The sequence below is a fragment of the Streptomyces luteogriseus genome (assembly GCF_014205055.1).
Lineage (GTDB): Bacteria > Actinomycetota > Actinomycetes > Streptomycetales > Streptomycetaceae > Streptomyces > Streptomyces luteogriseus.
Genome location: NZ_JACHMS010000001.1, coordinates 1196185 through 1215893 on the forward strand (window position 1 = coordinate 1196185; position 19709 = coordinate 1215893).

At 72.0% G+C, this 19709-nt stretch carries 16 protein-coding genes; 11 read left to right on the forward strand and 5 right to left on the reverse strand.

Annotation, left to right across the window (positions count from 1 at the left end):
* The first annotated feature begins 33 nt into the window (after positions 1-33).
* The 8 genes from tkt to BJ965_RS05595 are packed head-to-tail and all read left to right on the forward strand — an operon-like array spanning position 34 to position 10542.
* Positions 34-2109, forward strand: a complete 2076-nt coding sequence (gene tkt, locus BJ965_RS05560) for a transketolase (protein WP_184907641.1) — start codon at positions 34-36, stop codon at positions 2107-2109.
* Between the two features lie 19 nt (positions 2110-2128).
* Positions 2129-3274 carry a transaldolase gene (gene tal / locus BJ965_RS05565; protein ID WP_184907642.1) on the forward strand — a complete coding sequence of 382 codons (1146 nt, stop codon included), beginning with the start codon at positions 2129-2131 and terminating at the stop codon, positions 3272-3274.
* A complete protein-coding gene (zwf, locus tag BJ965_RS05570) occupies positions 3271-4950 on the forward strand; it encodes a glucose-6-phosphate dehydrogenase (RefSeq protein WP_184907643.1) in 1680 nt (559 codons plus the stop codon). Before tal ends, zwf begins: the two co-directional genes overlap by 4 nt.
* Entirely contained in the window at positions 4947-5882 is a 936-nt protein-coding gene (opcA, locus tag BJ965_RS05575) for a glucose-6-phosphate dehydrogenase assembly protein OpcA (protein ID WP_184907644.1), read from the forward strand. The genes zwf and opcA overlap by 4 nt, the downstream gene beginning before the upstream one ends.
* A complete protein-coding gene (gene pgi / locus BJ965_RS05580) occupies positions 5875-7539 on the forward strand; it encodes a glucose-6-phosphate isomerase (RefSeq protein ID WP_184907645.1) in 1665 nt (554 codons plus the stop codon). Before opcA ends, pgi begins: the two co-directional genes overlap by 8 nt.
* 1 nt (position 7540) lies before the next feature.
* Complete coding sequence (gene gnd, locus BJ965_RS05585) at positions 7541-8425, forward strand: phosphogluconate dehydrogenase (NAD(+)-dependent, decarboxylating) (RefSeq protein WP_184907646.1); 885 nt, start codon at positions 7541-7543, stop codon at positions 8423-8425.
* 3 nt (positions 8426-8428) lie between these two features.
* The gene (locus tag BJ965_RS05590) at positions 8429-9016 is read left to right on the forward strand and encodes a histidine phosphatase family protein (RefSeq protein ID WP_184907647.1); all 588 of its coding nucleotides are present in this window, start codon (positions 8429-8431) and stop codon (positions 9014-9016) included.
* 59 nt (positions 9017-9075) lie between these two features.
* Positions 9076-10542 (forward strand): membrane-associated oxidoreductase, encoded by a 1467-nt coding sequence (locus BJ965_RS05595; RefSeq protein ID WP_184907648.1) that lies wholly within the window; start codon positions 9076-9078, stop codon positions 10540-10542.
* Here BJ965_RS05595 and BJ965_RS05600 read toward each other — a convergent pair.
* Together BJ965_RS05600 and BJ965_RS05605 are read right to left on the reverse strand one after the other, a co-directional pair.
* Positions 10529-12325, reverse strand: a complete 1797-nt coding sequence (locus tag BJ965_RS05600) for a bifunctional sugar phosphate isomerase/epimerase/4-hydroxyphenylpyruvate dioxygenase family protein (RefSeq protein WP_184907649.1) — start codon at positions 12323-12325, stop codon at positions 10529-10531. The genes BJ965_RS05595 and BJ965_RS05600 overlap by 14 nt on opposite strands.
* Positions 12326-12339: 14 nt before the next feature.
* Positions 12340-13215 (reverse strand): shikimate dehydrogenase, encoded by an 876-nt coding sequence (locus BJ965_RS05605; RefSeq protein ID WP_184907650.1) that lies wholly within the window; start codon positions 13213-13215, stop codon positions 12340-12342.
* A gap of 142 nt (positions 13216-13357) precedes the next feature.
* Between BJ965_RS05605 and BJ965_RS05610 the strand changes: the two genes are divergently transcribed.
* Together BJ965_RS05610 and BJ965_RS05615 are read left to right on the forward strand one after the other, a co-directional pair.
* Positions 13358-14023, forward strand: a complete 666-nt coding sequence (locus BJ965_RS05610) for a TetR/AcrR family transcriptional regulator (protein ID WP_184907651.1) — start codon at positions 13358-13360, stop codon at positions 14021-14023.
* Positions 14024-14187: 164 nt separating this feature from the next.
* Positions 14188-15546: an MFS transporter gene (locus tag BJ965_RS05615; protein WP_184907652.1), complete on the forward strand. Its 1359-nt coding sequence runs from the start codon at positions 14188-14190 to the stop codon at positions 15544-15546.
* Positions 15547-15565: 19 nt separating this feature from the next.
* Here BJ965_RS05615 and BJ965_RS05620 read toward each other — a convergent pair whose 3' ends face one another.
* A complete protein-coding gene (locus BJ965_RS05620; RefSeq protein WP_184907653.1) occupies positions 15566-15976 on the reverse strand; it encodes a VOC family protein in 411 nt (136 codons plus the stop codon).
* Positions 15977-16197: 221 nt separating this feature from the next.
* Between BJ965_RS05620 and BJ965_RS05625 the strand changes: the two genes are divergently transcribed.
* Positions 16198-17427 carry a serine hydrolase domain-containing protein gene (locus tag BJ965_RS05625; RefSeq protein WP_184907654.1) on the forward strand — a complete coding sequence of 410 codons (1230 nt, stop codon included), beginning with the start codon at positions 16198-16200 and terminating at the stop codon, positions 17425-17427.
* Positions 17428-17433: 6 nt separating this feature from the next.
* Here BJ965_RS05625 and BJ965_RS05630 read toward each other — a convergent pair whose 3' ends face one another.
* Together BJ965_RS05630 and BJ965_RS05635 are read right to left on the reverse strand one after the other, a co-directional pair.
* Complete coding sequence (locus tag BJ965_RS05630) at positions 17434-18591, reverse strand: saccharopine dehydrogenase family protein (protein WP_184907655.1); 1158 nt, start codon at positions 18589-18591, stop codon at positions 17434-17436.
* Positions 18588-19646: a saccharopine dehydrogenase gene (locus tag BJ965_RS05635; protein ID WP_184907656.1), complete on the reverse strand. Its 1059-nt coding sequence runs from the start codon at positions 19644-19646 to the stop codon at positions 18588-18590. Before BJ965_RS05635 ends, BJ965_RS05630 begins: the two co-directional genes overlap by 4 nt.
* Positions 19647-19709: the final 63 nt, after the last annotated feature.

The window sequence follows — 19709 nt, forward strand, 5'->3', positions numbered from 1 at the left end:
AGCAACTTCGCTCCCACCGAGGACTTCTTGAAGATGAGCACGCAGACAGCGGACCGCTTCGAATGGACCGAACTCGACCGGCGTGCCGTCGACACCGCCCGTCTTCTGGCGGCGGATGCCGTCCAGCGGGTCGGCAACGGCCACCCCGGTACCGCGATGAGCCTGGCTCCGGCCGCCTACACGATCTTTCAGAAGGTGATGCGGCACGACCCGGCCGATCCCGAGTGGACCGGTCGTGACCGCTTCGTCCTGTCCCCCGGCCACACCTCGCTGACCCTCTACACGCAGCTCTACCTCGCGGGCTACGAGCTGGAGCTGGACGACCTCAAGGCGTTCCGCACGCACGGCTCCAAGACGCCCGGCCACCCCGAGTACGGGCACACCGCCGGTGTGGAGACCACCACCGGCCCGCTGGGCCAGGGCGTCGCGAACGCCGTCGGCATGGCGATGGCCGCCCGGTACGAGCGCGGTCTGTTCGACCCGGACGCCCGGGAGGGCGACTCCCCCTTCGACCACACGATCTGGGCGATCGTCTCCGACGGCGACCTCCAGGAGGGCGTCTCCGCCGAGGCGTCCTCGCTCGCCGGCCACCAGAAGCTCGGCAACCTGGTCTTCCTCTACGACGACAACCACATCTCCATCGAGGGCGACACCGCGACCGCCTTCTCCGAGGACGTGCTGAAGCGCTACGAGGCCTACGGCTGGCACGTGCAGCGGATCGAGCCGCAGGAGGACGGCGACATCGATCCGCGGGCGCTGTACACGGCACTGGAGGCGGCTCGGGACGAGACCGCACGGCCGTCCCTCATCGCCATGCGCACCATCATCGCCTGGCCCGCCCCGAACGCGCGCGACACCGAGGCCTCCCACGGCTCGGCGCTCGGCGAGGACGAGGTCGCGGCCACCAAGCGCCTCCTCGGCTTCGACCCCGGGCAGACCTTCGAGGTCGCCGACGAGGTGCTGGCCCACACCCGCCGGGCCCTGGACCGGGGCGCCGAGGCGCGCACCGCCTGGGACAAGCGGATCGCCGCCTGGCGGTCCGACAACCCGGAGCGGGCCGCCACGTTCGACCGGGTCAGCAAGGGCGAGCTGCCCGAGGGCTGGGAGGACGCCCTGCCGGTGTTCGAGCCGGGCAAGGCGGTCGCCACCCGGGCCGCGTCCGGGAAGGTCCTCCAGGCGCTCGGCCCGGTGGTCCCCGAGCTGTGGGGCGGTTCGGCCGACCTCGCCGGTTCCAACAACACCACCATCGACAAGACCAGCTCCTTCCTCCCGGCGGACAACCCGCTGCCGGAGGCCGACCCGTACGGCCGCACCGTGCACTTCGGCATCCGCGAGTTCTCCATGGCCGCGGAGATGAACGGCATCGCGCTGCACGGCAACACCCGCGTCTACGGGGGCACGTTCCTGGTGTTCTCCGACTACATGCGCAACGCGGTGCGGATGTCGGCCCTGATGCAGCTGCCGGTGACGTACGTGTGGACGCACGACTCCATCGGCCTCGGCGAGGACGGCCCGACACACCAGCCGGTCGAGCACCTGGCGGCGCTGCGGGCGATCCCCGGCCTGAACGTCGTACGCCCCGCCGACGCCAACGAGACCGCGGTCGTCTGGGCCGAGATCCTGAAGCGGCACGGCACCGCACCGGCCCCGCACGGCCTCGCGCTCACCCGCCAGGGCGTGCCCACGTACGAGCCGGACCCGGACGCGGCGCGCGGCGGCTACGTGAGGTTCGAGGCGGAGGGCGGCGCACCGCAGGTGGTCCTGATCGCCACCGGCTCCGAGGTGCACGTCGCCGCCGCGGCACGCGAGCTGCTCCAGGGCGCCGGTGTGCCCACCCGCGTGGTGTCGATGCCGTCCGTGGAGTGGTTCGAGGAGCAGCCGCGCTCCTACCGCGACAGCGTGCTGCCGCCGTCCGTGAAGGCCCGGGTCGCCGTGGAGGCGGGGATCGGGCTGACCTGGCACCGGTTCGTCGGGGACGCCGGACGCATCGTCTCCCTGGAGCACTTCGGTGCCTCCGCCGACGCCGAGACCCTGTTCGCCGAGTACGGCTTCACCCCCGAGAACGTCGTCGCCGCCGCGCGGGAATCCCTCACCGCCGCCCGTGGCTGATCCGACCGCCCGAAAGAAGATGATCACTGTGACCGAAGCGACCGCGAGCGCGGGAGCACTGAAGCGCCTGTCCGACGAGGGCGTGTCGATCTGGCTCGACGACCTGTCGCGCCGGCGGATCGAGTCCGGCGACCTGGCCGAGCTCGTCGCCACGAGGAACGTCGTCGGCGTCACCACCAACCCGTCCATCTTCCAGGCCGCCATCGGCTCGGGCGCGGGCTACGAGGAGCAGCTCGCCGACCTGGCGGTGCGCGGGGTGACCGTGGACGAGGCCGTGCGGATGATGACGACCGCCGACGTCCGCGCCGCCGCCGACGTCCTGCGGCCGGTGTACGAGGCGACCGGCGGCCGGGACGGCCGGGTCTCCATCGAGGTCGACCCGCGCCTGGCCTACGACACGACGGCGACCGTCGCCGAGGCCCGCCAGCTGGCCTGGCTGGTGGACCGTCCCAACGTGATGATCAAGATCCCGGCGACGAAGGCGGGCCTGCCGGCGATCACCGAGGTGATCGGCGCGGGCATCAGCGTGAACGTGACGCTGATCTTCTCCCTGGAGCGCTACCGCGAGGTGATGGACGCCTATGTCGCCGGCCTGGAGAAGGCCCGGGCGGCCGGTCTCGACCTGTCGGGCATTCACTCGGTCGCGTCGTTCTTCGTCTCCCGTGTGGACTCCGAGATCGACAAGCGGCTGACGCTGCTGGGCACCGACGAGGCCCTCGCCCTGAAGGGCCGGGCGGCCCTCGCCAACGCGCGGCTCGCCTACGAGGCGTACGAGCACGTCTTCTCCGGGGCGCGCTGGCAGGCCCTGGGCGGGGCCCGTGCGAACCGGCAGCGCCCCCTTTGGGCCTCCACCGGTGTGAAGGACCCCGCATACAAGGACACCCTGTACGTGGACGAACTGGTCGCCCCCGGCACGGTCAACACCATGCCGGAGGCCACGCTGAAGGCCGTCGCCGACCACGGTGACGTCCAGGGCGACACGGTCACCGGCGGTTATGCCCAGGCCCGCGCCGACCTGGCGGCCGTCGAACGGCTCGGCATTGCATACGACGAGGTGGTGCGGCAACTGGAGGACGAGGGCGTGGCCAAGTTCGCGGTGGCCTGGCAGGACCTGCTGGACGCGGTCACCAAGTCCTTGAACAGCGAGGGAGTTGACGCGGAATGAGCGAGGGCATCCCCCAGACGGCCGAACAGGAGACCAAGGGCACCAAGGAGGAGAAGGAGGCCCGGGCCGCACAGGAGGCGGCCGGGGTCGAGCAGACCGGGGTGAGCGGCACGGCGGAGGCCGCCCCGGCCCCGTACCGCGCCGACACCGACACCGACTTCAGTAACCCGCTGCGCGACCCGCGCGATCGCCGCCTGCCCATGATCGCGGGTCCCTCCGGGCTCGTCATCTTCGGCGTCACCGGCGACCTGTCCCGCAAGAAGCTGATGCCGGCCGTGTACGACCTGGCCAACCGCGGGCTGCTGCCGCCGGGCTTCTCCCTGGTGGGGTTCGCCCGCCGGGACTGGGAGGACCAGGACTTCGCGCAGGTGGTGCACGACGCGGTCCGCGAGCACGCCCGGACGCCGTTCCGGGAGGAGGTCTGGCAGCAGCTCGCCGAGGGCATGCGGTTCATCCCCGGCGACTTCGACGACGACACGGCGTTCAAGCAGCTGCGCTCCGCCGTGGAGGAGCTGGACGCCTCCCGGGGCACCAGCGGCAACTACGCCTTCTACCTGTCGGTGCCGCCGAAGTTCTTCCCGAAGGTCGTCCAGCAGCTGAAGAAGCACAAGCTGGCCGACGCCCCCGAGGGCTCCTGGCGCCGGGCGGTCATCGAGAAGCCGTTCGGGCACGACCTGGGGTCGGCCGAGGAGCTCAACCGGATCGTGCACGACGTGTTCGACCCGGACCAGGTCTTCCGGATCGACCACTACCTCGGCAAGGAGACCGTCCAGAACCTCCTGGCCCTGCGCTTCGCCAACCAGATGTTCGAGCCGATCTGGAACCGGTCGTACGTCGACCACGTGCAGATCACCATGGCCGAGGACATCGGCATCGGCGGCCGGGCCGGCTACTACGACGGCATCGGCGCCGCCCGTGACGTCATCCAGAACCATCTGCTCCAGCTCATGGCGCTCACCGCGATGGAGGAACCGGCCGCCTTCGACGCCTCCTCGCTGCTCACCGAGAAGCTGAAGGTCCTCAAGGCGGTGCGGCTGCCGCAGGACCTGGGGCAGGGCACCGTGCGCGGCCAGTACGCGGCGGCCTGGCAGGGCGGCACGAAGGTGCGCGGGTACCTGGAGGAGGACGGCATCGACCAGTCCTCCACGACCGACACGTACGCCGCGGTCCGGCTTCAGGTGGACAACCGCCGCTGGGCGGGCGTCCCGTTCTACCTGCGCACCGGCAAGCGGCTGGGCCGCCGGGTGACGGAGATCGCCGTGGTGTTCCAGCGGGCGCCGCACTCCCCGTTCGACTCGACCGCGACCGAGGAGCTGGGCTCCAACGCGATCGTCATCCGCGTCCAGCCGGACGAGGGCATGACCGTCCGCTTCGGCTCGAAGGTGCCGGGCACGTCGATGGAGATCCGGGACGTCACGATGGACTTCGCCTACGGCGAGTCGTTCACCGAATCGAGCCCCGAGGCGTACGAACGGCTGATCCTTGACGTCCTCCTGGGCGACGCCAACCTGTTCCCCCGTCCCCAGGAAGTGGAAGAGTCCTGGAAGATCCTCGACCCGATCGAGCAGTACTGGGCCACGCACGGCCGGCCCGCGCAGTACGCCTCGGGCAGCTGGGGACCCGAGGAGGCAGACGAGATGCTCGCACGAGACGGACGGAGCTGGCGCAGGCCATGAAGATCGACCTGACCGACACCACGGCAAGCAAGATCAACAAGGCGCTGGTACAGGGGCGCCGCGCCATCGGCACCCCCGCGGTGGGCATGGTCCTGACGATGGTGATCGTCACGGACGAGGAGAACGCCTACGACGCGATCAAGGCGGCCGAGGAGGCCTCGCACGAGCACCCCTCGCGCACCCTGGTCGTCATCAAGCGCCATGCCCGCACCCCGCGCGACCGCCAGTCCTCCCGGCTGGACGCCGAGGTCCGCGTGGGCGCCGACGCGGGCACCGGCGAGACCGTGATCCTCAGGACCTACGGCGAGGTGTCCGACCACGCCGACTCGGTGGTGCTGCCGTTGCTGCTGCCGGACGCGCCGGTGGTGGTGTGGTGGCCGGTGGACGCCCCCGAGGTGCCCTCCAAGGACCCGCTCGGGGCGCTGGCCCAACGGCGGATCACCGACCTGTACGCCGTGGAGAACCCGCTGGAGACGCTCCAGGCCCGGGTCCGTGCCTACGCGCCCGGTGACACCGACCTCGCCTGGACCCGGCTGACGCCCTGGCGTTCGATGCTGGCCGCGGCGCTGGACCAGGCCCGGGTGCGGATCGTCTCGGCGGCGGTGGAGGCCGAGGCCGAGAACCCGGCCGCCGAGCTGCTGGCCCGCTGGCTGGAGGCGCGGCTGCACGTCCGGGTCGACCGGGTGGTCACCGCCGGGCCGGTCGTCACGGCCGTACGCCTGGGCACCGAGAACGGCGAGATCGTCATCGACCGCCCCGAGGGGCCGCTGGCCACGCTGAGCCTGCCGGGCCAGCCGTCGCGCACCCTCGCCCTGAAGGTCCGTGCCACCTCCGAACTCATCGCCGAGGAGCTGCGGCGCCTCGACGCGGACGAGATGTACGCCATCGCCCTGAACGGCGAGGCAACCGAGGAGACCCCCGCTCATGTCTGACTCCCCCTCCGGTTCCCCGAGGCTCGACCGGCGTCCCGAGTGGACCGCCCTGGAGGACCACCGCACGGACGCCCTGCCGCAGCCCGATCTGCGGGAGCTGTTCGCGGCGGACCCGGGACGCGCCGAACGTTACGTCGTGCGCGTGGGCGACCTGCGCATCGACTACTCCAAGCACCTGGTCACCGACGAGACGCTGGCCCTGCTCCAGGAGCTGGCCACGGCCACCGATGTCTTCGGGCTCCGGGACGCGATGTTCCGCGGCGAGAGGATCAACACCACCGAGGACCGGGCCGTGCTGCACACCGCGCTGCGCGCCCCGCGGGACGCCGTCATCGAGGTCGACGGCGAGAACGTCGTCCCGGGTGTGCACGCCGTGCTCGACAAGATGGCCGCATTCGCCGACCGGGTGCGCTCCGGCGAGTGGACCGGCCACACCGGCAGGCGCATCCGCAACGTCGTCAACATCGGCATCGGCGGCTCGGACCTCGGCCCGGCGATGGCCTACGAGGCACTGCGGCCCTTCACCGACCGGGATCTGACGTTCCGTTTCGTGTCGAACGTGGACGGCGCCGACCTGCACGAGGCGGTGCGCGACCTGGACCCGGCGGAGACCCTGTTCATCGTCGCGTCCAAGACCTTCACCACGATCGAGACGATCACGAACGCCACCTCGGCGCGCTCCTGGCTGCTCAAGGGGCTGGGCGGCGACGAGAAGGCGGTGGCGAAGCACTTCGTCGCGCTGTCGACCAACGCGGAGAAGGTCGCCGGCTTCGGTATCGACGTCGACAACATGTTCGAGTTCTGGGACTGGGTCGGCGGCCGCTACTCGTACGACTCCGCGATCGGCCTGTCCCTGATGATCGCGATCGGCCCGGACCGCTTCCGGGAGATGCTCGACGGCTTCCGCATCGTCGACGAGCACTTCCGCAACGCCCCGGCCGAGGCCAACGCCCCCCTGCTGCTGGGCCTGCTGGGCATCTGGTACGGCAACTTCCACGACGCCCAGTCGCACGCCGTCCTGCCCTACAGCCACTACCTGTCCAAGTTCACCGCCTACCTCCAGCAGCTCGACATGGAGTCCAACGGCAAGTCGGTGGACCGCGACGGAAAGCCGGTGGAGTGGCAGACCGGGCCGGTGGTGTGGGGCACGCCCGGCACCAACGGGCAGCACGCCTACTACCAGTTGATCCACCAGGGCACCAAGCTCATCCCGGCCGACCTGATCGGCTTCGCCCGGCCCGTCGCCGAGCTGAGCGGCGAACTGAAGGCCCAGCACGACCTGCTGATGGCCAACCTGTTCGCGCAGGGGCAGGCGCTCGCCTTCGGCAAGACCGCCGAGGAGGTACGCGCGGAGGGCGTGCCCGAAGAGCAGGTTCCGCACCGCACATTCCGGGGCAACCACCCGACCACGACGATCCTGGCCACCGAACTGAGCCCGTCGGTCCTCGGCCAGCTGATCGCCCTCTACGAGCACAAGGTGTTCGTGCAGGGCGCCGTCTGGAACATCGACTCCTTCGACCAGTGGGGCGTCGAGCTCGGCAAGGTCCTCGCCAAGCGCGTCGAGCCCGCCCTGACCGAGGGCGCGGACGTCCCCGGTCTCGACCCGTCCACGGCCGCGCTGGTGGCCGCCTACCGCACACTTCGGGAAGTGAACTGACATGCAGATCGGTCTTGTGGGTCTCGGCAAGATGGGCGGCAACATGCGCGAGCGCCTGCGCAACGCCGGCCACACCGTCATCGGCTACGACACCGACCCCGAGAAGTCCGACGTCGCCAGCCTGGCCGACCTCGTCAACCAGTTGGAGGCGCCGCGCACGGTCTGGGTCATGGTCCCGGCCGGCGACCCCACCCAGCACGTCATCGACCGTCTGGCGGACCTCCTCAAGCCGTACGACACGGTGGTCGACGGCGGCAACTCGCGCTGGACGGACGACGAGAAGCACGCCGAGGAGCTGAGCAAGCGCGGCATCGGCTTCGTCGACGCCGGCGTCTCCGGCGGCGTGTGGGGCCTGAAGAACGGCTACGCCCTGATGGTCGGCGGCGAGAAGGAGTACGTCGACCGGCTGCGGCCGATCTTCGAGGCGCTCAAGCCGGAGGGCCCGTACGGCTTCGTCCACGCGGGCAAGGTGGGCGCCGGGCACTTCGCGAAGATGGTCCACAACGGCATCGAGTACGCGATGATGCAGGCCTACGCCGAGGGCTGGGAGCTGCTGGAGGCCGTGGACTCGGTGGACAACGTCCGCGAGGTGTTCCGCTCCTGGCAGGACGGCACCGTCATCCGCTCCTGGCTGCTCGACCTGGCGGTGGACGCCCTGGACGAGGACGAGCACCTGGAGGAGCTCCGGGGCTACGCCCAGGACTCCGGTGAGGGACGCTGGACGGTGGAGGCCGCGATCGACAACTCCGTACCGCTGCCCGCGATCACCGCCTCCCTCTACTCCCGGTTCGCCTCCCGGCAGGACGACTCGCCGCAGATGAAGATGATCGCGGCGCTGCGCAACCAGTTCGGCGGCCACGCCGTCGAGTCCGCGAAGAAGGCGTAGGACGTGGGTGATCTGCTGCTGGTCCGCCACGGCGAGACGGAGTGGAGCCGGAGCGGACAGCACACCAGCTTCACCGACCTGCCCCTCACCGCGCACGGTGAGGAGCAGGCCGCCTCGCTCGCCCCGCTCCTCGCGGGCCGCTCCTTCGCACTGGTCCTCACCAGCCCGCTCGGCCGCGCGGTGCGCACCGCCGAACTCGCGGGCCTGACGGGGGCAGTGCGGGACGCGGACCTGCACGAATGGCGCTACGGCGCCTACGAGGGCGTCACCACCGAGGAGATACACCGCACCCGCCCCGACTGGGACCTGTGGACCGACGGCGGGCCGCCCGGCCCCGACGGCGAGCCCGGCGAGTCCCCCGAGGAGGTCGGAGAACGCGCCGACCGGGTGCTGGCCCGGGCGGAGAAGTCGCTGCCCGAGGGCGATGTGATGCTGGTGGCGCACGGCCACTTCCTCCGCGTCCTGACGGCCCGCCGGCTGGGGCTGCCCCCGGCGCGGGGGCAGTTGTTCCGGCTGGAGACCGGCACGGTCAGCCGACTGTCGACCGAGCACGGCCGGCCCGTGATCGCGGAGTGGAACTCCAGGGCGTAACGAGCCCCGGCCGGAGGTGAGTTGACAGCCTCCGGCCGGGCGCGTCAGAGTCCCCGCTGATGGAGATCGACGACATGACACCCGCCGAGGAGCGGGTGTGGCGCGCCTTCCCGCGCGGGCAGGACGTGGACTTCCGGGGTCCGGCCGACGAGGACCCGGCACGGGGCGCGCACTGGGGGCCCGAGCGGACGGTGCGGGCGGCCGTGGTGCGGGCCCTGCTGCTGAGCGCACCACAGGAGGACGGGGAGACCGCCGCCCTCCGACTGGCCGGCGCGCGCATCACCGGGGTGCTGAACCTCCAGTACGCCGACATCGACCACGCCGTGCGCCTCAGCGACTGCTTCTTCGAGAACGTGCCCGTGCTGTACGCGGCGCGGCTGCGCCAGCTGAATCTGCGCGGCTCGGCCCTGCTCGGTGTGGACGCGGCCACCCTGCGTGTGGACGGCGTCCTGCGCATGTCGGACTGTCTCTTCGACGGGCCCGTGCGGCTCGGCGGGGCGCAGATCTCCGGCGCGCTGTTCATGGACGGGGCCGAGATCGACGAGCCGCCGACCGGTCAGCCGGCACTCCAGCTCAACCATGTGACCGTCGGGGACGGCCTGTCGGCGCCGGGCCTGCGCACGCGCGGCGAGGTGCGGCTGACGGGCGCCTCGGTCGCCGGCTCGATCGACCTCAACGGGGCGCGGTTGCACGCCGGTACGGGCGAGGTCGCCCTGGACGCGGAGACGCTGACGGTGCAGGGCGACGCCCTGCTGCGCGAAGCGGACGTGCTGGGCTGGATCGGCCTGCGCGGCGCCCGGATCGCCGGCCGGCTCGACCTGTCGCACGCGCGGCTGGCGAACCCGGGTGACGCGGCGCTGCGGGCCAGCAGCTGCACCATCGGAGAACTCTGGGTGCGCAAGGGCCCTCCCATGGAGGGCACCCTCAATCTGCGGCGCGCCCAGGTGGACGTGCTCTTCCTGGAGCCGGAGACGGTCCCGGGCGAGGTCCTGCTCAACAGCCTCGTCTACACCTCCCTCACCCCGCACGAGCCCGCCGAGCGACGCCTGGCGATGCTGGAGCGCGACGGCGAGGGCTATGTCCCGCACGCCTACGAGCAGTTGACCGCCGCCTACCGCAGGATCGGCGACGACCCCGCGGCCCGCCTCGTCCAGCTCGCCAAGCAGCGCCGCCGCCGCGGCACCCTGCCCTGGTACGGCCGGCTCTGGGGCCATGTGCAGGACGCCACCGTCGGCTACGGCTTCCGCCCCCTGCGGGCCGCGGGCTGGCTGGCGTCACTGCTGGTGATCGGCTCCCTCGCCTACACGCTGCACCACCCCGCGCCGCTGAAGGCGGACGAGGCACCGCAGTTCAACCCGGTGTTCTACACCCTCGACCTGCTGCTGCCGGTGATCTCCTTCGGGCAGGAGGCGGCGTTCGCCCCCACCGACGGCTACCAGTGGCTCTCCTACGCCCTGGTGCTCACGGGCTGGATCCTCGCCACCACCGTCGTCACCGGCATCACCCGGACCGTCAGCCGCCAGTGAGCGCCCGTGCCGTGTGCTGCGCGGCCAGCCGCACCGGGGTGTTGGCCGCGCCGTAGCCCCGGTAGCCGCCGTCGCGCTGGACCAGTTCGAAGAAGACCCGGCCGACGGTGCGGGTGTAGCAGTGGCGGAAGACACCGTGGTCGTCGCGGTCGTAGAGGATGCCGAGGTCGCGGTAGGTCTCCAGCTCGCCGTCCGCGAAATCGAAGCGGGCCGCGAGGTCGTCGAAGTAGTTCGCGGGCACCGGCAGCAGGCTGCCGCCCGCCTCGCGGAACCTGCGGGCCGCGGCGACCACGTCGTCGGCGGCCAGGGCGATGTGCTGGGCGTGGACGGTGTCGTCCGTGGGCGCGGCGCCGACGGTGAGGGCGATCCGGACGCTGCCGTCGGCGTTCGTCACGGCGCGGCTGCGCATCAGACCGTAGGGGTCGGCCACGTCCACGCTCTCCTGGGCGTGCAGGCCGAGCACGCCCCGGTGGAAGAGGGCCGCCTCGTCGAAGTGGTGCCAGGGCTGGGTGAGGGCGAGGTGGTCGATGCCCCGGATGCCGGCCTGCGCCGGGGCCACGCCCGTGTTCTCGAAGTCGGCCCGCCAGTCGGGCAGTTCCGGGCGGCCGGTGGCGCAGAAGAACAGCTCCGTGCCGTCGGGGGCGGCGACCGCGTCCAGCGGGACGTCCTGCGGTGCGCGGCGGCGCGGCAGCACGGGCGCGAGCAGGGCCTCGGCCCGCCGGGCGGCTCCGGCCGGATCCGGTGACTCCAGCCCGATCGCGGCGAGCCGGGTGCCGTCGCGGCGGACGGCCGTCCCGGTGTTGACCAGGATCCGGGCCTCGCCCTGCTCCCACAGGGCGACGGGCTTGCCGCGATGGCGGGCGGTGCGGGTGAAGCCCAGGGCGCCGAGCAGCGCGGCGAGGGGTTCGGTGTCGGGTGTGACCAGCTCGGCGAAGGCGACGCCGGTGGGGACGACGGGGTCGGGCAGGGGTGCCTTGCCCACCGTCTCCTGGAGGACGAGCAGGGAGCGCCGGGCGTCGACGGCGGTCGGACCGGCGTCGGCCTGCCGGAAGACGTCGTTGAAGACCTCCAGGGAGAGCGGGCCGTCGTAGCCGGCGGCCAGCACGTGACGCACCAGTCCGGCGACGTCGAAGCCGCCCTGGCCGGGGAAGCAGCGGTAGTGGCGGCTCCACTGCAGGACGTCCATGGCCAGCAGCGGGGCGTCGGCGAGCTGGAGGAAGAAGATCTTCTCGCCGGGGATGTCCTCGATCCACTTGGGGTCCGTGCCGCGCGAGAGGATGTGGAAGCTGTCCAGACAGGTGCCGAGCGCCGGATGACCGGCCGTCTCGACGATGCGCCAGGCATGGTCGTACGTACTGACGTGCCGGCCCCATGCGAGCGCCTCGTAGGCGACCCGGACACCGGACTCCGCCGCCAGGTCGGCGAGCCGGCTCAGCTGCTCGGCGGCGAGGGCGTCGTCGTCCACCGCCTGCGGGGAGACGCTGGAGCAGACGAGAACCGTGTCGGCGCCGAGCCGGCGCATCAGCTCGAACTTGTGCCGGGCCCGCCGCAGGTTCCGGGCGAACTCCGCCTCGGGAACGGCCTCGATGTCCCGCATCGGCTGGTAGAGGTCGATGCGCAGGCCCAGGTCGGCGCACCGGGCACGGATGTCCTCGGGGGTGAGGGGGCAGGCCAGCAGGTCGTTCTCGAAGATCTCCACCCCGTCGAAGCCGGCCCGGGCGGCGGCGTCGAGTTTCCCGGTGAGGGAGCCGCTGAGGGAGACGGTGGCGATGGACGTACGCACGTCGGTACCTCTCTCTAGTTCGGAGCTCCGACGGCCCCGGCCAGTTCGGTCAGGTCCGCGAGCATCCGCGCCGCGTCGGGTTCCCGGCCGGTGAACAGGCGGAACGCGTCGGCGGCCTGGAAGGCGGCCATGCCGCCGCCGTCGAGAGTGGCGCAGCCCAGGGCGCGGGCGGTCCGCAGCAGCTCGGTCTCCAGCGGGCGGTAGACCACCTCGGCCACCCACAGCCCGGAGTGGAGCAGCTCGGCGGGCAGCGGCAGGCCGGGGTGGGCGGCCATGCCGGTGGGGGTGGCGTGCACGATGCCGTCGGCCCGGGCGAGCAGCCCGGCCTGCCGGTCCGGGGCGGCGGCGGTGGCCCGGCCCTCTCCGAAGGTCCGGTTCAGGGAGCCGGCCAGTGCCTCGGCCCGCTCGGGCAGGGCGTCGACGACGGTGACCCGCCCGGCGCCGAGGGTGAGCGCGGCGTGGGCGACGGCGGCCCCCGCGCCGCCGGCGCCCAGCTGCACGACCCGCTCCAGCGGCACGTCGGGCAACCCGCGCGCGAACGAGGCGACGAATCCGGTGACGTCCGTGTTGTGGCCGACCGCGCGTCCGTCCTCGAAGACGACGGTGTTGACCGCGCCCAGCGCCTCGGCCTGCGGGGCGAGCGCGTCCAGGTGCTCCATGACGAGTTGCTTGCAGGGGTGCGTGATGTTGAGCCCGTCGAAGCCCAGGTCGCGGGCGGCCCGCACCAGGTCCCCGACCGCCTCGGGCGGCACCCCGAGGGTGTCGATGTCGATCAGCCGGTACACCAGGCGCAGGCCCTGCCGGCCGGCCTCCCGCTCGTGCAGCGCCGGGCTGAGTGACGGACCGATGCCGGAACCGATCAGTCCGACGAGATACGACTCCTTGGGCACGCGCGCCTCCCGAGCGGCTCACTAATGTACGAACTAGTACGTTAGCTATATCAGCCGAGCGCGGGCTCGGGAAGACCCCACGGGCGGACGGGCCCCTGCTTCTAGAATCACCGGCACCGGACCCTCCGCCCGAAGGAACCTGATGACCAGCGTCGAAGAACCGGCACGATCCGGCGAGCGCATCCGTGACGCCGCCCGTACCCAGGCCGAGATCCTCGACGTCGCCACCCAGGAGTTCGCCCGGGCCGGCTACGACGGCGCCCGGGTGGACGAGATCGCCGCCCGCACCCGCACCACCAAGCGGATGATCTACTACTACTTCGGCGGCAAGGAACAGCTGTTCACGGCCGTCCTGGAGCGCGCGTACGGCGTGATCCGGGAGGCCGAGCAGGAACTCGACGTCGACCACCTGGACCCGGTGGCGGCGATCCGGCGCCTGGCCGAGCTCACCTTCGACCACCACGAGCAGCACCCGGACTTCATCCGGCTGGTCAGCATCGAGAACATCCACGAGGCGCAGCACATCGCCGGCTCCGAGAAGCTCGGGAAGATCGGCTCCCCCGCCCTGGACGTGATCCGCCGGATCCTGGCGTCGGGCCAGGACTCCGGCCTGTTCACGGCCGACGTCGACGCCGTCGACCTGCACGCGATGATTTCCTCCTTCTGCTTCTTCCGGGTCTCCAACCGGCACACCTTCGGCGCGCTGTTCGGACGCGACCTGCTCGACGGCGCGCAGCGCGCGCACTACCGGGCGATGCTGGGCGACATGGTGATCGCGTACCTGACGGCGGAGCGCTCGGCGCACTGAACCCCCCACGCACCACCTCTTGACATGGGTGGCACGCGGGCGCAGCATCTCTGGCCATCCCCTACTAACTACCCAGTGCGTTAATTAGCCGCGATCCGGCACGTCCCCTCTGCTCGTCCGTCGCCCCGCTCCGCTTTGGTGTGGAGCCCCCCGAAGGAGCCGCCGTGTCCGTCCCCGCCGTGCCCTCAGGATCCGCCGCCCCGCCCGGTCAGCCCAGGAAGGCCGCCACCGCCGCCTGGATCGGCAGCGCCCTGGAGTACTACGACTTCTTCATCTACGGCAGCGCCGCCGCGCTGATCTTCCCCGAGGTGTTCTTCGACGATTCCGACCCGGCGACCGCGACCCTGCTGTCGCTGGCCACGTTCGGCGTCGCGTACGCCGCGCGCCCGGTCGGCGCGCTGGTGCTCGGGCACTTCGGGGACAAGCTCGGCCGTAAGAAGATCATGGTCTTCACGCTGATGCTGATGGGCCTGTCGACGTTCCTCATCGGCTGTCTGCCGACCCGGGACCAGGTCGGCTCTCTCGCCCCGGTCCTGCTGGTGCTGTGCCGGGTGCTGCAGGGCATCTCGGCTGCGGGCGAGCAGGCCAGCGCCAACTCCATGACGCTGGAGCACGCGCCGCCGGACCGGCGCGGCTTCTTCACCAGCTTCACCCTCAGCGGCACCCAGGGCGGTCAGCTGCTGGCCACGCTGGTCTTCATCCCGGTCGCCGCGCTGCCCGAGGACCAGTTGCTGTCGTGGGGCTGGCGACTGCCGTTCTGGCTGAGCGTCGGGGTCGCCGTCGTCGGCTGGGTCATCCGCCGCAAGCTGGACGAGACGCCTGCCTTCGCCCAGCAGGCCGCCGAGGAGGGTGTGGTCAAGCTGCCCCTGGTGATCCTGCTCCGCGAGCACTGGGCGGATGTGCTGCGGGTGATCGCGGGCGCGCTGATCGCCTCGGTCAGCACGATCTTCACGGTGTGGGCGCTGGCGTACGCCACGAGCGACGCGGTCGGCATGTCGCGTACGGCCGTGCTGTGGGTGGGCGCCCTGGCCAATGTCGTCGCGCTCGCAGCGATCCCGCTGTGGGCGACGCTGTCCGACCGGATCGGGCGCCGCCCGGTGTTCCTGATCGGCGCGGCCGGCAGCGCGGTGACGATGTTCCTCTACCTGTGGGCGGTCTCCACCGGCTCCTACCCGCTGACGTTCCTGACGGGCATCTTCTGCTTCGGCGTCGTCTACAGCGCGGCGAACGGTGTGTGGCCCGCGTTCTACGGCGAGATGTTCGCGACCCGGGTCCGGTTGTCCGGCGTGGCCATCGGCACGCAGATCGGTTTCGCGGCGGCCGGGTTCGCGGTGACGTTCGCGGCGCAGATCGCGGGACCGGGGGGTGACGACTGGTCGGCGGTGGCGCTGTTCACGGCGGCGTTGTGCGTGCCGCCGGTGATCGCGGCGGTGTCGGCCCGGGAGACCCACCGGGTTCCGACGGAGATGCTGGGCGAACGCACCGGGCCCGGGGCCGTGCGGCCGGAGAAGGTGACGGCCTGACGCTCGTCGTGCGCCGCCGTCAGCTGTTGGACCAGGCCCGGCGGCACAGGACCAGGCGGTAGCCGTCCGGGTCCTCCACGGTGACCCCCCACTCGTTCCAGTACGGGTTGGGGGACGTGACCCTCTTGCCGCCGTGCTCCTCCAGGCGGGCGACCAGGTCGCCGGGGACGGGGCCGTCGACGTAGACGACCAGCAGGTCCTCCTTCGTGGGGCGGGGCTCGACCGGCCGGGCGGGCTCGTGCACGAACTCCAGGTGCCAGTCGGCGTCGGGCCAGCCGAGCATCAGCAGGTCGTGCTCCCCCGGTTCGTCCCCGCCCTCGGCCCGCCACAGCACTCCGAGCCCGAGTCCTGTCACCCAGAACCGCTCGGCCGCCGCCAGGTCCTTCGACGGACGGGCGATACGGATGTGACTGCGACCGTTCACGGGCATCGTGACCTCTTCTCCTGGCGTCCCGGCCTGGGCGACGACCCGAGCCTAGGGAACCGGCTCCCACCGGACCATCGGCCATCGGCCCTGCGTCCCGGGCCCCAGGGCTCTCTCTCACCGGTTCCTGCGCGATCATGAACCGTTCCTGCACCCCGATGGGGTCTGAGGCGGCCCGGGCGGGGTATGCCGGATCTCACCTCGACGAGCGCGACGGGAGACGAGCCATGGCACAGCTGCGACAAGAGGTCGATCCGGGTGAGGCCGGGCTGGATCCGCAGGTGCTGGCCCGTCTGGACCGGCACTTCGCCCGGCTGGTGGACGAGGGGCGTCTGCCCGGCTTCCTGGTCTCCGTCGCCCGGGCCGGGCGCGTCGCCCACCTCGCGACACACGGCCGGCGCGACATCGCGGCCGGGCTCCCGGTCGAGCCCGACACCCTGTGGCGGGTCTACTCCATGACGAAGCCGGTCACCGCGGTCGCCGCGCTGCTGCTCGTGGAGGAGGGCCTGCTGTCCCTGGACGACCCGGTCGCCGGACACCTGCCCGCGTTCGCCGAACCCCGGGTCTACGTCGGCGGCTCCGGGGCGGACCTCGAGACCCGCCCGGCCGACGGCCCCATACGTGTCCGGCACCTGATGACCCACACCTCGGGCCTGACCTTCGGCTTCTACCACGCCCACCCGGTCGACGCCCTGTACCGCGAGGCCGGCCTGGAGTCATCGGTGCCGCCGGGTGCGGACCTGGCCGAGACCGTCGAGGTGTACGCGAGCCTGCCGCTGCAGTTCGAACCGGGCACCGAGTGGAACTACTCGGTGGCCGCCAACGTCCTGGGCCGGATCATCGAGGTCGTGTCCGGGCAGCCGCTCGACGTGTTCTGCGCCGAGCGGATCTTCGGGCCGCTCGGCATGACGGACGCGGGCTTCCACGTCACGGACGCGCAGGCGCCGCGGCTCTCCGAGATGTACGGGGAGAAGGAGGGCGGCGGCATCGAACCGATCCCGGGGCTGCCGCTGCGCGGCCGGCCACGGTTCCTGTCGGGCAGCGGCGGCATGGTGTGCTCGGCCCACGACTACCACCGCTTCATGGAGATGCTGCGCCGCCGGGGCGAACTCGACGGCGTGCGGCTGCTCGCCCCGGCGACCGTGGACCTGATGACCCGTAACCACCTGCCCGGCGGAGCCGACCTGCGGGCCTTCGGCAGCCGCCCCGCCCACGACGAGCCCGGCAACGAGGGGCTCGGCTTCGGCTTCAACTGCTCCGTGGTGATCGATCCGGCTCGCACCCTGGTGCCGTCCGGGCTCGGCGCCTTCGGCTGGAGCGGGGTGGCCACGACGACGTTCTGGGTCGACCCTGGCCGCGATCTGACGGTGCAGTTCATGACACAGGTACGGCCCAGAACCTCCCACTCGGTCTTCAAGGACCTCAAGCGGATGGTCCACGAGGCCCTGTCGGACTGACGCCCGCTACCGGTCGACGCGGAGTGTGAACTCCACTCCGTCCCGGGCGAGTTCCCGCAGCCAGTGCTCGGACCGGGCGGCCGTCCCGGCGGCGCGGTTCAGGCCCGGCGGCAGGGAACCGTCCAGGATGTGACGGACCCCGAGGGCGAGGGTCCGCGAGACGCAGCGGGCCATCGCGCTCTCCTCCGCGTCGCCCACCAGGTCCAGCAGGTAGCCGCCCGCCCAGGTCCGCCCGGACTCGGCCCGCACTTCCAGCGACACGGCGAGGACGACCCGGTCGTGGTCGTCGTCCGTGGTCGGGTGGGCGGCGGCCAGTTCCCGGGCCAGGGCGGCGATACGGTCGTCGTCGCCGGTCCTGAGCTCTTCGAAGACCCCGTCCCAGGCGCGCAGCCAGCCCTCCAGCCGCAGGGTGCCGCGCACGAACGTCCGCGGTGTCCAGGCGCCCGGCAGCCCGTACTGCTCGACGAACGGAACGCTGTCGCGGTTGGGGTAGACCTCGAAGGTCTCCCCGTCGACGACGTGCCGCCGGGTCGCCTCCCAGGGCCGCTCGGCGACCGTCGGCGCACCGTCCTCGATGTAACGGGCCGGGGAGCGCAGGGCGTTGAGGACTCCCGCGGGTGCCCAGCTGAAGCGGTACGTGAAGTCGTTCGGGACGGCGGGGACTCCGCCGCAGTACGAGGTGAGGGTGTACGAGGCGGGAGTCTCGTCGCCGATGGCCTCCCGGGCCCGGGCGACCAGGGCGTGGGCGAAGAGGTGGTCGATGCCCGGATCGAGCCCGGCCTCGGTGAGGACGACGAGCCCGGCCTTCCCGGCCGCGGGCACCTGCTCCAGCACCGCGTCCGACACATAGCTGGAGCACGCGAAGTGCGCCCCACGCTGTACGCACTCCGCGAGGAGCGGGGCATGCTCGGGGGCGGGCAGCATCGACACGACGACATCGCCCGGCGCGAGTTCGGCGACGAGCGCGGGCAGCGTGTACGCGCGGGGCTCGGCCCGCCCGGTGAGGCCCAGCCGGCCGAGGGCGTCGGCGGCCCGGCTCTCGGTGCGGTGCCAGAGCCGGACCCGCTCGGCCGTGTCGCACAGCGCAGCGAGACCGCTGCCCGTGGACAGGCCGGCGCCGATCCAGTGGACGGTGCCGCTCGCCGCCACCGGTTCCGTGCTCAAAGGGACTCCCCCTTGTCGAGGCCGTGGGCGCGGGAGGCGTCACGGAACCGGTCCAGGCAGCGCCCCCAGGGTCCGGAGACGCCGAAGTCGAGCAGCTGGGGCAGGAGGGCGGCCGAGAAGTCGGCGCTGGACTCCAGCGGCAGCAGGGAGGGCAGGTTGTCGATGGCGATGAGGTCGAGCGGGGGTTCCTCGCGCAGCCGCCGTACGGGCTCGTCCCACGAGGTGGTGTCGTCGTACACCGGAAGCACGTTGAGCGGGGAACCGACGTCGCAGGTCACGTCGCACAGGGTGCGCAGCCGGCGGTCCGGGGTGTCGAGGTCCTGCTCGCGCAGGAAGGGCGGGACGGGGGTGGTGGCGAGCACCGCGTTCACCATCACGTCGTGGCGCAGCAGGGCGGGGCGGTCCAGGTCCCGTGTCTCGGCGAGGTCCCAGCAGGTGGGGTCGACACCGGCGGTGGCGAAGGCCGCGCGGGCGCCGCGGCCGCTTCGGCCCAGGGCGCCGACGACGAGGCCGGTGAACCCGGCGTCGTCGTCGGAGGCGGGCTTCAGCGTCTCGTCCAGGTCTTCCTTGGTGGTCGGCGTCAGGGGCGCCCGCAGCCGGCCCCGGTGCCGGAGCACGGCAAGGGCCGCGCCCAGGTAACCGGCCCAGAAACCGAAGGCGGCCAGGCGCCGTCCGGTGTCGTCCACCAGGTACTCCAGGTCGAACAGCGCCCCGCCCCCGGCGGCGAACCGGCCCAGCAGCTCCGCCGCTCCCGCCTGGCCCTTGTAGGCGTGGCCGAAGGAGATGTGCCGGTGCGTCAGCTCGGCGGGTTCTGCGGGCAGTTCCTTCAGGCCGAGCACGACGGCGTCGCGGGGCGCCGTCACCCAGGAGCCGGCGGGGGCGACGCGGCAGCCGGCCGCCTGGTACTCCTCGATCGGGAAGACCCGCTGCGGGGACTCCTCGACGGTCAGTTCCACTCCGTTCCCGACGAGCCGCCGGGCGTCGTCGGGAACGATCGGAGTGCGTCGCTCGGTCGTGCGGGCCTCGTGGCGCAGCCACAGATGGAGCTCGGTCATACCTGGTGGGCCTCCGGCGTGAGGCGCCGACCGCCGAGGGCCGGCGCTCAAGGTGCGGACGTC